Raw genomic sequence first — 13,198 nt, 5'->3', positions numbered from 1 at the left:
AGCCGTCCCCGACCAAATCCGCCAATTCATCCCCAACGACTTCGCCTCCCTCGGAGCAGACGGCTTCGGCTTCTCCGACACCCGCCAAGCCGCCCGCCGCTACTTCAAAAACGACACCCACTCCATCGTCGCCAAAACCCTCCAACTCCTCGCCGCCAAGGGAGAAGTCGAAGAAGGTGCGCTGGAAAAGGCCATCGATAAGTACCGGCTACTGGATGTGAACGCCGGCACCACCGGCGGAGCAGGCGGCGAGGCTTAGTAAACGAGCAGTTGGGCTGTAGCCCGGGACTGCACAAACTCAAGCAGTAACCGCGACGGCGGCTTCCATCGGAAGGTGGGGGCCGCCGTCGGGCGTTTAATCAAGCCTTTTCACCGCGCAACATGACGTGACCAGCGACAACATAAGTTGTAGCCTTCGCACAAATGGAGCTTGCCTGAGATGCACCGTATGCTCGTTCCATGGCAGAGCCCAGCAAAATCACTACAAAGCGCAAAGCAGCAACCCAGGCGTTGTCGCCGGAAAAGGCGGAGACCCTGCGGCAGCTCCGTGCCAATGTGGGGCAATTGTCCACCAGCACCATGCGGCAGCTTGAGAAATCGCTGCCTTGGTACGGCCGGCTGAGCTCTGATGAACGCTCCGCTTTGGGGCTCGTGGCGCAAAATGGCATTGCCGCTTTTGTAACCTGGTATGAACGTCCCAGTTCGCCGTCGTGGATCCTGACCGACGTCTTTGGCAATGCACCCACTGAATTGACGCGCTCCATCAGCCTGCAGAAGGCCTTGCAGTTGATCAGGATTGTGGTGGAGGTCGTCGAAGACCAGGTTCCTGTGATCGCCCCTGAATCGGACCAGCCTTCGCTGCGCGAGGCGGTGCTTCGTTACTCCCGGGAAGTGGCTTTCGCGGCCGCGGATGTCTACGCACGCGCAGCGGAATCACGGGGATCTTGGGACACCCGGCTTGAGGCATTGATCGTGGATGCAATCCTGCGGGGCGAAAACACGGACGCCCTTCGATCAAGAATCGCGGCCCTGGGCTGGAAAGCGCAGGAACGTTTCACCGTCATGGTGGGCAACTCGCCATCGGAGCCCAGCGCCAGTTACGTTAGCGATTTACGCCGGACTGCCGGCCGTTTCGCAGAAGACGCGCTTGTAGGAATCCAAGGTGACCGCCTCATTCTTATCCTCGGCGGCGTCCAGGACCGGGATACGGCGTACCTCAAGCTCAGTGAACTTTTCGCGCCGGGTGCCGTCGTCTATGGCCCGGAGGCCGGCTCGTTGCTGGAGGCCAGCACTTCGGCCCAGGCCGCCTTCGCTGGCCTTACCGCCGCCCGCGCCTGGCCCTCGGCGCCGCGGCCTGTTGCAGCGGACGATTTGCTCCCGGAACGCGTTGTTTCCGGTGATGATGCGGCCCGGCGGTCACTCATCAAGAATATTTACCGTCCGTTGCTGGCGGCCTCAAACGGCTTGGTGGAAACATTGGGAACCTACCTTGAGTTGGGACATTCATTGGAGGCAACAGCGCGTGAATTGTTCGTCCATGCCAACACTGTGCGCTACCGTTTGAAGCGTGTCTGCGATGTGACAGGCTGGGATCCGCTCCTCCCAAGGGAAGCATTCGTACTTCAAACTGCCCTGGTGGTGGGCCGGCTTTCGGCCCAGCCCAAAGCCACCCCCGAGCGTCACGCATCGCGTTCACAGAACTGAACCGTTGTAGACTTCCTACAAACTGACCCAGTGAGCTTGGTGTACGAAAACACCAGTGGATCACGTGGCAATTTGGAAAGCTGGATACGTGCTTGCAATCGTCTGCCCTGGACAGGGCTCCCAGACCCCTGGATTTTTGGCCCCTTGGCTGGAACTCCCCTCCGTCGAAGGCCAATTGGCCACCCTGAGCGAGATCGCAGGCATCGACCTCAAGGCCCACGGAACCACCTCTGATGAAGAAACCATCAAAGACACCGCAGTGGCCCAACCGCTGATCGTGGCCGCGGGCCTGGTGGCAGCCAAGTCTTTGTTCGACGTCGAACTCAACACACTTCCGGTTGTCCTTGCAGGGCATTCCGTCGGTGAAATCACGGCTTCTGCCCTTGCCGGCGTCCTCACTGAGCAGGAAGCCATGACTTTCGTCCGCGAGCGGGCCAACAGTATGGCGGCCGCAGCGGCGGTAACCCCGACAGGCATGAGTGCAGTGGTCGGTGGGGACCCCGCTGAGGTCCTTGCCGCCATCGAGGCATCGGGCGCCACTCCCGCCAACGTGAACGGAGCCGGCCAGACTGTCGCCGCAGGAACATTCGAGCAGCTCAAGGCCTTGGCGGACAACCCGCCGGCCAAGGCACGCGTCATCCCCCTGAAGGTTGCCGGCGCCTTCCACACCTCGCACATGGCTCCCGCCGTCAGCGCACTGGAAGCCCTGAAGCCCTCCTTGTCCCCGCAGGACCCGACTGTCCCCCTGCTGTCCAACTACGACGGCAAGGAAGTTACGGCAGGTTCTGCCGCCGTCGACAGCATGATTGCGCAGGTCTCCAGGCCCGTCCGGTGGGACCAGTGCATGGAGAATCTCTCGGCCCGCGGAGTAACCGGTGTGATCGAACTGGCTCCGGCCGGCACGCTTGCTGGTTTGGCAAAGCGTGGAATGCCAGGGGTCAAGACAGTTGCCGTCAAAACCCCGGATGATTTGTCCGCGGCCCTGGCACTTTTCGCTGAATTGGAGGGACAAGCGTGAGCACCCCCGTACTGAACAAAGCGACGGTGAACGAGAACGCCCGCATCCTGGGCATCGGCGCCTACCGTCCGGATGTCATCGTCACCAACGACGACGTCTGCCAGTGGATCGATTCCTCGGATGAATGGATCCGGCAGCGCACCGGCATCATCACCCGCCACCGGGCAGCCGCTGACGTCAGTGTCATCGACATGGCCGAAGGCGCCGCCCGCGAAGCCATCCAGCAGGCCGGGATCGAACCGTCCCAGCTGGGTGCAATCATAGTGTCCACCGTGACCCACCCCTACGCAACGCCCTCGGCAGCCGCTGCCCTTACGGAGCGATTGGGCGCGACGCCGGCACCCGCCTACGACATTTCCGCCGCCTGTGCGGGTTACTGCTACGGCGTGGCCCAGGCAGACGCGCTGGTGCGCTCCGGTTCTGCCGAATATGTCCTGGTGGTCGGCGCCGAGAAACTCTCTGACGTCATCGACAACCACGAACGCACCATCTCGTTCCTGCTCGGCGACGGCGCCGGCGCAGTAGTGGTTGGACCTTCCGACACCCCCGGCATCGGACCTTCAGTGTGGGGCTCGGACGGTAGCAAGTGGGATGCAATTGGAATGACCCACTCTTTGGAAGACGTCAAGAAGCTGGGCGAATCGGCTCGTCACTCCGACGAAACAGATGACCTCGCAATCATCTCTGCAACACAGGATGTCTGGCCTACGCTGCGCCAGGACGGCCAGACTGTTTTCCGTTGGGCCGTCTGGGAAATGGCAAAGGTAGCGCAGCAAGCTCTCGACGCCGCCGGCATAGAAGCCAGCGACCTCGCCGCTTTTGTTCCCCACCAGGCGAACATGCGCATCATCGATGAGATGGTGAAGAAGCTGAAGCTTCCCGAGACCGTCCTCATTGGCCGCGACATCGCCCAAGCCGGCAATACATCAGCTGCTTCCATCCCCCTGGCCACGCACCGCCTTCTTCAGGAGAACCCTGAACTGAGCGGTGGGCTGGCATTGCAGATCGGTTTCGGCGCCGGATTGGTCTTTGGCGCCCAGGTTGTCGTTCTGCCATAGACCTGGACTGGCCCTGTGGCCTCCAGCCAACTGAATATGACTTACAAACCCAAACCGTAACCGCGGTTTGCCCCCTTTCCGGCATAGCCGGCACAACAAGAAAAGGAGCCAACAATGGCTAGCAACGAAGAAATCCTGGCCGGCCTGGCTGAAATCGTCAACGAAGAAACGGGCCTGGCTACCGAAGCCGTCGAGCTGGACAAGTCCTTCACCGAGGACCTGGACATCGACTCCATCTCCATGATGACCATCGTCGTGAACGCCGAAGAGAAGTTCGGCGTACGTATCCCGGACGAAGAGGTCAAGAACCTTAAGACCGTCGGCGACGCCGTCAGCTTCATCGCAAACGCCCAGGCCTAAGCCTGGTACCAGCTGTGCCGGGCCAGGGTCTTTGATCCTGTGCCCGGCACAGCCGCAGTAACGCCCAAAGTTTTTCCTGCCGCCCCTGCAAAAACTGCAGATGGGACGGCTGATCCGACAGAGAGTGATCGCATGGCACGCAAAGTAGTCATAACCGGTCTGGGGGCCACCACTCCCATCGGCGGCGACGTCCCCACAATGTGGCAGAACGCGCTGAAAGGGGTCTCAGGTGCACGCACACTCGAAGACGAGTGGGTGGCCAAGTACGACCTCCCCGTCCACTTTGCTGCCCGGTGCTCGACGCCGGCCCTGGAAGTCCTGAGCCGGGTGGAAGCCAAGCGTATGGACCCGTCCACGCAGTTTGGTGTCATCGCTGCCCGTGAAGCATGGGCTGATTCAGGCATCCAGGACATCGACCACGACCGCCTGGCGGTGGCATTTGCCACGGGCATCGGCGGCGTATGGACGCTCCTTGATGCCTGGGACACGCTCAGGGACAAGGGTCCGCGCCGGGTCCTGCCCATGACCGTTCCCATGCTCATGCCCAACGGCGTAGCCGCTGCTGTCAGCCTAGACCTGGGCGCCCGAGCCGGAGCCCATACTCCAGTCTCCGCCTGCGCATCCGGTACTGAGGCCCTGCACCTTGGCTTGGACCTGATCCGTTCCGGCAAGGCCGACGTCGTCATGTGCGGTGGCGCCGAAGCCGCCATTCACCCGATGCCCTTGGCCGCCTTCTCGTCCATGCAGGCGCTCTCCCGCCGCAATGACGATCCTGAGCGCGCTTCCCGCCCGTATGACATCGATCGCGACGGCTTTGTCATGGGTGAGGGTGCCGGTGCGCTGGTACTCGAAGCAGAAGAGCACGCAATCGCCCGCGGTGCCCGCATCTACGCTGAGCTTGCCGGTACATCGGTAACGGCCGACGCCTACCACATCACAGCCCCCGATCCCGAAGGTCTCGGCGCCACCCGCGCACTGAAGGCCGCAATGTTTGACGGCAGGATCCAAGCGGAGGACGTAGTCCACGTCAACGCCCACGCCACCTCCACCCCAGTAGGTGACAGGCCGGAGTACACGGCCCTCCGCGCCGCACTGGGGGCTCACGTCGACAACGTGGCGGTATCTGCCACCAAGTCCCAGATGGGCCATCTCCTGGGCGCCTCCGGGGCTGTAGAGGCGGTCCTCACTGTCCTGGCTGTCTATGAGCGCAAGGCACCTGTCACCATCAACCTCGAGAACCAGGATCCTGAGATCCCCCTCGACGTCGTGACGTCCGCGCGTGACTTGCCTTCGGGCGACATCGTCGCGCTGAGCAACTCCTTCGGCTTTGGCGGACACAACGCCGTCATTGCGGTCCGAAACGTCTAAGACCTGCGTTCGCCGGATGCCGTGAGGTGAACAGAAGAGAAGGGCCCACCATTCCTTTAGGTGGGCCCTTCTCTTCTGCTATGGGAATGTTTTGGCGGTCAGGAGTTGCTGCTACCCCACTTGGTGTAGCCACCGGACCGGAGCGCCCTCAGCAGCGTGGCGGAAGGGCTCCAGTTCCTCATCCCAGGCTTCGCCCAGGGCCAATGACAGCTCATGGTAAACGGCGGACGGGTCTCCGGCTCCTGACTCATAGGCATAGCGGATGCGGTCCTCACTGACCATGATGTTGCCGTGCACATCCGTGACAGCATGGAAGATCCCCAGTTCCGGGGTATGCGACCAGCGTGCCCCATCCACGCCTTGGCTCGGTTCTTCGGTAACCTCGTACCGCAAATGTGCCCAGCCTCGAAGAGCAGACGCCAACTGGGCGCCGGTGCCTGGCGTACCTGTCCAGGACAGTTCGGCACGGAACATTCCGGGCGCAGCTGGCTGAGGGGTCCACTCAAGATCGGTCCGCTTGTCCACGACCGATCCGATGGCCCACTCAACGTGCGGGCACAATGCCGTAGGGGCCGAGTGCACGAAAAGGACACCGCGGGTTGTTGCAACAGACATTCCATCCTCCATAGCTGTAGGTACGTCTTCCCCAACGACCTCTGCGACGGATGTTTACTGTTGCTGCCCGGCCCTGTCATTCTTAAGGACCCTGCAGGCTATTCAATTAGCTAAGACTCTTTGATTGTGACACGAAACGAACCCTCAACCCTAAATTGAAGGTTCGGCCGTGGTGCTTTCATTTTGCCGTACCCTTCCCGTTTCCGCCAGTGCAACTCTTTGGGCGTCATTTTCAGGCCCGGGGGTGGGCCTGCTGATAGCTCTTCCGAAGCCTGTCCACGGAAACGTGCGTGTAGATTTGCGTAGTGGCGAGGCTACTGTGCCCAAGAATTTCCTGCACTGCCCGAAGATCAGCCCCACCATCCAGCAAATGCGTTGCAGCGCTATGCCTCAAGGCGTGGGGTCCCGTTGCAGCGGTATCGCCAAGCGCCTGCAGGAGGGCGGCTACAACGGCACGGACTTGGCGTGGGTCAACGCGGTTTCCCCTTACGCCCAGGAACAGAGCCGGGCCGCTCGTGGCAGTTACCAGCGCCGGGCGTCCCCGGCGGAGCCAATCGTCGATTGCAAGGGCAGCTGGAACTCCGAAAGGAACGGTACGCTCCTTGTTTCCCTTGCCGATGACACGAAGGGTCCTTCTATCCGGATCCATATCATCGATGTCCAGCCCGGCAAGCTCCCCCACGCGCACACCGGTTGCGTACAGCAGCTCCACCATTGCACGATCCCGAAGGGCCAGGGGACCTCCGTCTGCCGCAGCAGCGTCAAGGCTATCCACGACCCTGAGAATTTGCTGCTGCTGGAGGACTCCAGGCAACGATTTCCCGCGTTTAGGAGCTTGCAGACGAAGGGCCGGATCCGTGGCGATGAGTTCCTCCCTCAGAGCCCACTTGGTAAACGACCTGGCCGTGGCGGCACGTCGGGCAAGAGTTGACCGGGCCATCCCGGCTTCACTTTGCGCACCCAGCCATCGGCGGAGCGAACCCAACTCCAATTGATCGAGATCGCGTATTCCCTCCTGGAGCGCGAATCCGAGAAGGCTGTACACGTCCGCCAGATATGCGCGGACAGTATGTGCCGACCTCGCGCGTTCACCGTGGAGGTAGCGTTCGAAACCCTCCACTGCGCTCTTTAGCGATGCTGGCAATGATTCTGCGTCCACCCTTCCAACTTTGCCAGCAACATGGACCCTCGCTGCGTATCAACATGCTTCGCTGCTCGTCCGCCTAGGCATTCTTGGTGCGCTTCCAGGCCCCCCGTTCGCAGGATGCGAGACCCAGCAGTCCCAATCGACCCAAGCCCGCACGCACAGAGTCCGGGCTGAGGCCCGCAACGACCGTGAGTTTCTCCACGGAACTTGCTGATCGAAGCGGCAAGGCGTCCAGGAGAATCAGGTCTTCCAAGGACAAGCCATCATGCGGTGCGGCCGGCGAATCCTTCTCGGAGACCATCACCTCGCCATTCCGGCCGGCCAGTTCAGCAATTTCTCCGACGTCCGTCACACAGATCGCCCCGCCATCCCGGAGCAGCCTATGGCAACCCGCCGAGTTCGCGCTGTGAATGGATCCGGGAACAGCTGCCACTACCCGCCCTATGCTCTCAGCGTGGTGGGCTGTGTTCAATGCGCCTGACCGCCAACGTGCCTCCACTACCACCGTGACAGCCGCGAGCGCAGCAATGAGGCGGTTTCGCTGCAGGAATCGGTACCTTGTAGGGGCGGATCCGGGTGGAACCTCCGAAATCACGGCTCCTTGGTTGGCGACGGCACGAAGAAGATCCTCGTTCCCGGAGGGATAGAAGCGGTCCACTCCCCCAGCCATGATGGCAATGGTCGGTACGTTTGCCACCCCACCACGGAGGGCCCCACGGTGGGCGTGGGCGTCAATGCCGTAGGCTCCCCCGGAAACAACGCAGTATCCACGCTGGGCCAAGCCGTAGGCAAGATCCCCAGTCACGGACGCTCCATAGCTCGTGCTGTCCCTGGACCCCACCAACGCGATGGTCTGCCGCGTTAAGGGAAGGGGCTGCTCGTGTCCGCGCCACCACAGGCATAAAGGCTCCTGGAGGCCGAGGTCGGACAACTGCTCGGGCCAAAGCTCGTCGCCGGGAACAATCAGGCGGCCTCCGAGCCGCCTCATCGTCTCCAGGTCACGGTCCGGCGCGAGGTCCGGAACACGTGGAGCCCATCGTCGCTTGCTGGCCGTGAGCCCCGGCCACGAAGCCGGGCCTCCGCTTTCGGTCAGTAAAGCGGAGATCTCTTGTTCAAGGCGCGGACCTGCAGCGAGTTCGCCTGTCACGATACCCAGCGCATCAACGGGTCCAACAGCATGAACCAAGGCGAGCCCCACGGAATCCTGTGGTTCCATCAGACGGGCCAATGCTGCCCGTGCAAGCCTTTCCTTTTCCAGCTTCCCCAACACGGTTCCCCTTGCGCCTTCGGTTGTCATTCCGTCCTTCGTCACGTTGTCCTTCATGCCATCGCCGTTGCTTGCCGGAGGCCGAGTGCTTGTCCGATGTGGTCTGCAGTAGGAGTCTTGCTATGGTCCAGGTCTGCCAGTGTCCACGCCAACCGAAGGACACGGTCATAGCCTCGGGCTGTGAGGATGCCGCGCTCCAGTGCCGTGTCCAGGATGCGGGTGGCGCCCGGTGGCAGCCTCAGTTCCCCGCGCAGGGTGCGTCCCGGCACTTGGGAATTGGTTTCAATGCCAAAAGCCCCCAAGCGATCGGCCTGTCTCTGCCTCGCAGCCAGTACCCGTCCCGCAACAGCTTCCGTTCCCTCTTCCGTGCCTGCCTGCCCAAAATCGGCGAGGGACACGCGTTCGACTTGGAGTTGTATGTCGACGCGATCCAGGAGGGGACCCGATATGCGGCCGAAGTACCGCCTGCGCATTATTGCAGTGCAGGTACAGTCCATCCCCTTGCCCGAGGCTTTGCCGCATGGGCAAGGATTGGCTGCCAGGACCAGTTGAAACCGCGCGGGGTACGCCGCTGTCCCTGCCGAGCGGTGAATCACCAGTTCGCCGCTCTCCAAGGGCTGCCGAAGGGCATCCAGGACGCGTCGTTCATACTCGGGAGCCTCATCAAGGAAGAGGACTCCGCGATGTGCCCGCGAGGCAGCTCCGGGGCGCGGAAGTCCAGAGCCTCCGCCGATGATCGCAGCTGCGGTGGCACTGTGGTGGGGATTCTCGAACGGCGGCCTCCGCAGCAACGTGCCGGTTGACGAGCGGACCGCTGCCAGGGAGTGAATGGCAGTAACCTCCATTGCTGCCTTGTCCGCAAGATCCGGCAAGAGTCCTGGCAAACGCTCCGCGAGCATCGTCTTACCGGCACCCGGAGGTGCAGGAAAGGGTAAAGACCATGTATGCGCGCTCCCTGTTCACATCGAATTCTGGCCGATTCGTGGGTGGCAGTCAGGAAACCTGCAAAATATCACCACGGGTGCCCGAAACCGGGCCCTTAGCGTCCTTCCGAACAGCTTCGAACATCGCCTGACATCACGCAGACTTGAAGCGGGAGGCTACCGTCTCACGCATAGCCGCAACATCGACGTCGCCGGCTGTCTGCTCTATAAGCACTTTGGCCAGCCGTCTCGGCCAGAGCACCTGAACGCTCCGAGTCGAAAATGCGCCCCCGATCAGGGGCCAGTCTGCTTCGATGAAGCACAGCACCCCGGTGACCGGAACATCCCCGACGAGGTCGCGCACGACGTCGACCTGTTTGAGCACGCCGTCGACCAGTTTGGTGCAATCGCGCCGGCCAACGAGGAGCTTCTCAAGGCGTGGGCGAAGGATGCCACCCTCGATCTTGAGTTCAGGCCGTCCCTTGTACCGCTTGGCATCGATCACCCAGATTCCACCGGGAGTGATGGCGATGTGGTCGATATTGGCCTTTGAGCCGGGGATGCGTCGGTCGTGAAGGACGGCCAGGCCATCGGCGGCCAGGGCATCCAGCCGAGCGCCGAGGCGTTCCTCGCCAATCGCGCCTCGATCCCATGCCTTGGTGCTTTGGCGTTCGTCAGAGACGGCGACTGCGATGCCACCGAAGTGACCCCACTTCTCGCGAAGCCTTTCCTCGTCTTTCGCTTTGCGACGCTCATACTCGCGTCGGGCCGACGAGCCAGCGATTCCGGACTCATTGGCTGGCAACGCCTCACGAGCCGGTCCGAGGTCGTGGAACGTGGATTCGGCAGCCTCGGTGGGACACTCCAAGCAGCGGACGGTCTTTGTCTCAGTCTCATAGATGGCTTCTGTCCCCGCCGGAAGAGATGTACCGCACATCCTGCATCCTCCGGAGTACCGGAGCCTCATCTGCCTCATGAGGACGCGGGGTGGATCGTCGAAACGGACAGAGTCTGCAGGTAGGTTACGACGGCGATTCCGCGGATACGCTTTGTCATAAGCTTCATCTTCACCCGCAGCCAGGAACGGTGTTGGACCTGTCGCGCTTACGGCGTGCAAAAGACCGCGCGAACTGCCACACGACTTTAGTGGAAGTGTTGACCGCCGTGCTCCAGTGAGCTGCAAAAACCACGGCAGACATGCCGCTACGTCGTCGGCTGGCTGTCGGTTTGCGGAAATTCACGGAGTGCGCCCGCTACGGCTCTGACCGCCACCGGGTCTTCCGTCCAGTGTCGGCCTGTGCGCGTACAAGCGTGAACGTTTGTCACTTTCGAGGCCTTGGCAGCCTCAGCGAGTTCTGCCCACGCTACCCGCAGTTCCTCCTGGGGCTCCGGTGACGTGAGCGCGTCCGGGATTGGGGCTGCCGGCCCAACGGGACTCGTGCGTGCTGCGGATACGGGTTTTCGCTGAAAAAGACTTCTAAGACCCATTTCCGTGTTCCCCCTTTTTTGCCCTAATCCAGAGTATCAATGCTCTCTCAACGCGTGCGGGACCTCCGCCGGGCAGCCGTCCGCCGATACTGCACCGGAGGCATGCTCAGCTATAGAGACATCATCAGAACGAACGGGTTCTCGTCATCCAGGAGCACGAGGAAGGCCGTTGCTGGTGCGGCGAGAGCTGCGGTTGGCCGGCACCGCCCATCATCCAAGTGTTTAGGTTCGTGGCCGCTTCCCAGCACAGTGCTGGTCCGGTCTAAAGCAAACACCGTCGATGCGCGGCCAGAGACGTACAGGAATCTCGATCATCAGGAAGTCCAGAGGTCCATGATCGTCGGGACACGTGGATCGATCGTCAGGGAGCACTGTTGCGGCGAATCCTCCGTTCACTTGGGATCGACTAGGTCCTGCAATGCCCGCTTGATGGCTCTCCCCAGCGCCGCGTGTGTGTGTCGGATCCAGGTGATTGCCTCCTGGGCATCCGCATCCCCGGTTCTCAGAAACTCGAGAAGCTTGGGATTGTCATACTCCCGCTGGTAGTGGAAAATCTGGTTGCGAAAGCGGCGCAGATCATCGACACGGTCATCGCCAAGGAGCTCATCGACCTCCGAATCGGAGATCCCTGCATTGCGCCACCCTTCGATCACAACGTAGACCGTCGCGTACCAGAGACTTAGCGCGATCGAGTCGTCCATCGAGGTGGCGAAGTCGACCTCGATGGACGACTGCTCTCGATTTATCCGGCACATGAACACGCCCGTGACTACAGGATCCGGGAGAAGGTTTATCAGTACCTGCTCTACGCAAAACTGGAGTGAACCGCTTCCCTGCTGGCGCCGTCCGGTCTCAGTAGAGTTGGCGACGCCGACGACGTGGGGTTTGCCACGTTGGCTGAGACGGATCGTGCCGCATGTGTATCAATTGAGTTGGCAATTCCGTAGCCCCTTGGCGGCCGCGAGGTGCGTCTGGTCACGTAGCACGAGGCGAGTCCGCACGTCGCGTTGCCACGTGCGGTGAGACAGAGCCCGTCGATCCGTAGATTGCCGTGTGTATTGAGATTCTTGCCAACAAGACTGAGACCGGACAAGTGTGATCAGCACGCAAGGGTTTGCCGGCCGATGCTGGTTGACGGAATATCCGTTATCGGCGCGGAAAATGGGCCCCGGAGGGGTCTTGTTACCAGCCTGAAGCCGATTGATTACAAAGGACCCAAGGCCGTGGATCACAGGAAGGTGCGGCGGGTGAGGCCGGCGAGCACCCCCTGAGCAAACAGTTGACACGCACGAACTTACCTTCGTATCTGGGTGGACTGATGGTGGCCTTTGCCAGATGGTGAGGCCTCTTCAGCCTTGAGGGCGGGGCTGGAGAAGTGCGTGCGTCTCGTATGTGCTCAGCGCTGGCACGGGAAGCTCCGAAGGCCCGGACGCCGACAAACGCAGTCCGTCCAGCACGATCCACAGGTAGCGGCGGTACAGTCGGTCGGCATCATCTCGACCCTCCGGAACAGACCCGTCCTGGACCGTGCCCGAGATGTCGGTGAGGGCGATCTGGAGGAAGATCAGGTCCGTGCCGGTGACGTCCTCGCGAAGCGCTCCGGCCCCGCGAGCCCGGGCGGCGACTTGGTCAACCAAAGTGGCGAGCCGATCGCGTTGCTGGTCATAGTGGTCGGGCCACGTGCGCCCTGCAAGCATCTGCGCCATGCCCCGGTCTTTGGCTTGCGCGGCAAGGGACTTTTCAAGGTATAGCACTAAGCCCTCCCACGGATCCGGCGCGGCCAGTGCCTCGCGCAGGATCGCTTCCAACTCATCGACCTGCTGTCGCCAGATCGCCTCGATCAGTTCCTCCTTGTTAGCGAAGCGCCGGTAGGCGGTGCCCACGCCAACACCGGCATGGTGGGCCACGTCATTGAGGGTGGCAGCCAGCCCGCGTCGGGCAAACAGATCCCGGCCCGCAGCGATCAGTAGATCGCGATTACGGGCGGCGTCCTTGCGCAATGTCTGATCTGTCATCCTCCAAGCCTAGTACAACCGGATGCGTTTTATCCGATTAGATGCTAGTGTTGTGGAAGTGGATGCAAGCGATCCGCTTCCTCGACCACAGGAATTGTGGGGCCACCACCGACGACCGGGGTGCAGAGGTTGACCGCAGCGTTCCCTTAGCGTGAGCTTCCGCCGGGAGACCCCTGCGGAGTGAACAATCCCCTGTCTGGGCGCTGATGCTCGCGCCGCCCGGCATTTAGATTCT

Annotated in this window: 12 protein-coding genes and 1 pseudogene; 6 read left to right on the top strand and 7 right to left on the bottom strand. The window is 61.8% G+C overall.

All coding sequences use genetic code 11. From position 1 onward, the window contains the following. From AC1DCM_RS12930 to AC1DCM_RS12905, 6 genes are all read left to right on the top strand, one after another. On the top strand, positions 1 to 259 hold a 259-nt coding region (locus tag AC1DCM_RS12930), incomplete at its 5' end, for a hypothetical protein (RefSeq protein WP_477518512.1). Between the two features lie 200 nt (positions 260 to 459). Further along, positions 460 to 1,704: a PucR family transcriptional regulator gene (locus tag AC1DCM_RS12925; RefSeq protein ID WP_442003968.1), complete on the top strand. Its 1,245-nt coding sequence runs from the start codon at positions 460 to 462 to the stop codon at positions 1,702 to 1,704. Between the two features lie 88 nt (positions 1,705 to 1,792). Next, a complete protein-coding gene (locus AC1DCM_RS12920) occupies positions 1,793 to 2,722 on the top strand; it encodes an ACP S-malonyltransferase (RefSeq protein WP_442003967.1) in 930 nt (309 codons plus the stop codon). Further along, positions 2,719 to 3,780 (top strand): beta-ketoacyl-ACP synthase III, encoded by a 1,062-nt coding sequence (locus AC1DCM_RS12915; protein ID WP_477518511.1) that lies wholly within the window; start codon positions 2,719 to 2,721, stop codon positions 3,778 to 3,780. Before AC1DCM_RS12920 ends, AC1DCM_RS12915 begins: the two co-directional genes overlap by 4 nt. Positions 3,781 to 3,894: 114 nt before the next feature. Further along, complete coding sequence (locus AC1DCM_RS12910; RefSeq protein ID WP_011692310.1) at positions 3,895 to 4,140, top strand: acyl carrier protein; 246 nt, start codon at positions 3,895 to 3,897, stop codon at positions 4,138 to 4,140. Positions 4,141 to 4,272: 132 nt separating this feature from the next. Beyond that, on the top strand, positions 4,273 to 5,508 hold the full coding sequence (locus AC1DCM_RS12905; RefSeq protein WP_477518510.1) for a beta-ketoacyl-[acyl-carrier-protein] synthase family protein: 1,236 nt from the start codon (positions 4,273 to 4,275) through the stop codon (positions 5,506 to 5,508). 111 nt (positions 5,509 to 5,619) lie between these two features. On the opposite strand, the gene AC1DCM_RS12900 is transcribed toward AC1DCM_RS12905, so the two are convergent. The 7 genes and pseudogenes from AC1DCM_RS12900 to AC1DCM_RS12870 all read right to left on the bottom strand — a co-directional run bounded on the left by AC1DCM_RS12900 (position 5,620) and on the right by AC1DCM_RS12870 (position 12,963). Continuing rightward, a complete protein-coding gene (locus AC1DCM_RS12900) occupies positions 5,620 to 6,123 on the bottom strand; it encodes a DUF3145 domain-containing protein (protein ID WP_216923837.1) in 504 nt (167 codons plus the stop codon). Positions 6,124 to 6,355: 232 nt separating this feature from the next. Further along, the gene (locus AC1DCM_RS12895; RefSeq protein WP_477518509.1) at positions 6,356 to 7,282 is read right to left on the bottom strand and encodes a tyrosine recombinase XerC; all 927 of its coding nucleotides are present in this window, start codon (positions 7,280 to 7,282) and stop codon (positions 6,356 to 6,358) included. 64 nt (positions 7,283 to 7,346) lie between these two features. Beyond that, complete coding sequence (dprA, locus tag AC1DCM_RS12890; protein ID WP_477518519.1) at positions 7,347 to 8,567, bottom strand: DNA-processing protein DprA; 1,221 nt, start codon at positions 8,565 to 8,567, stop codon at positions 7,347 to 7,349. Positions 8,568 to 8,590: 23 nt separating this feature from the next. Next, positions 8,591 to 9,457: pseudogene (locus tag AC1DCM_RS12885) on the bottom strand (YifB family Mg chelatase-like AAA ATPase); the annotation flags it as partial. A 157-nt stretch (positions 9,458 to 9,614) separates the two neighbouring features. Continuing rightward, complete coding sequence (locus tag AC1DCM_RS12880) at positions 9,615 to 10,397, bottom strand: nuclease-related domain-containing protein (protein ID WP_477518508.1); 783 nt, start codon at positions 10,395 to 10,397, stop codon at positions 9,615 to 9,617. Positions 10,398 to 11,340: 943 nt separating this feature from the next. Then, positions 11,341 to 11,703, bottom strand: a complete 363-nt coding sequence (locus AC1DCM_RS12875) for a hypothetical protein (RefSeq protein ID WP_477518507.1) — start codon at positions 11,701 to 11,703, stop codon at positions 11,341 to 11,343. Positions 11,704 to 12,297: 594 nt separating this feature from the next. Further along, positions 12,298 to 12,963, bottom strand: coding sequence for a TetR/AcrR family transcriptional regulator (locus AC1DCM_RS12870; RefSeq protein ID WP_477518506.1), 666 nt, complete (start codon positions 12,961 to 12,963; stop codon positions 12,298 to 12,300). Positions 12,964 to 13,198: the final 235 nt, after the last annotated feature.

The sequence above is a fragment of the Paenarthrobacter sp. 10N417 genome, assembly GCF_056394745.1.
Note: the sequence above shows the minus strand (reverse complement) of the source record. Positions and strands in the feature narration are given on the sequence as shown.

Coding starts and splice junctions, on each gene's coding strand:
- AC1DCM_RS12880 (WP_477518508.1), bottom strand. CDS start 10,397: ATGTGCGGTACATCTCTTCCGGCGGGGACAGAAGCCATCTATGAGACT.
- AC1DCM_RS12875 (WP_477518507.1), bottom strand. CDS start 11,703: ATGTGCCGGATAAATCGAGAGCAGTCGTCCATCGAGGTCGACTTCGCC.
- AC1DCM_RS12925 (WP_442003968.1), top strand. CDS start 460: ATGGCAGAGCCCAGCAAAATCACTACAAAGCGCAAAGCAGCAACCCAG.
- AC1DCM_RS12870 (WP_477518506.1), bottom strand. CDS start 12,963: ATGACAGATCAGACATTGCGCAAGGACGCCGCCCGTAATCGCGATCTA.
- AC1DCM_RS12900 (WP_216923837.1), bottom strand. CDS start 6,123: ATGTCTGTTGCAACAACCCGCGGTGTCCTTTTCGTGCACTCGGCCCCT.
- dprA (WP_477518519.1), bottom strand. CDS start 8,567: ATGACAACCGAAGGCGCAAGGGGAACCGTGTTGGGGAAGCTGGAAAAG.
- AC1DCM_RS12910 (WP_011692310.1), top strand. CDS start 3,895: ATGGCTAGCAACGAAGAAATCCTGGCCGGCCTGGCTGAAATCGTCAAC.
- AC1DCM_RS12905 (WP_477518510.1), top strand. CDS start 4,273: ATGGCACGCAAAGTAGTCATAACCGGTCTGGGGGCCACCACTCCCATC.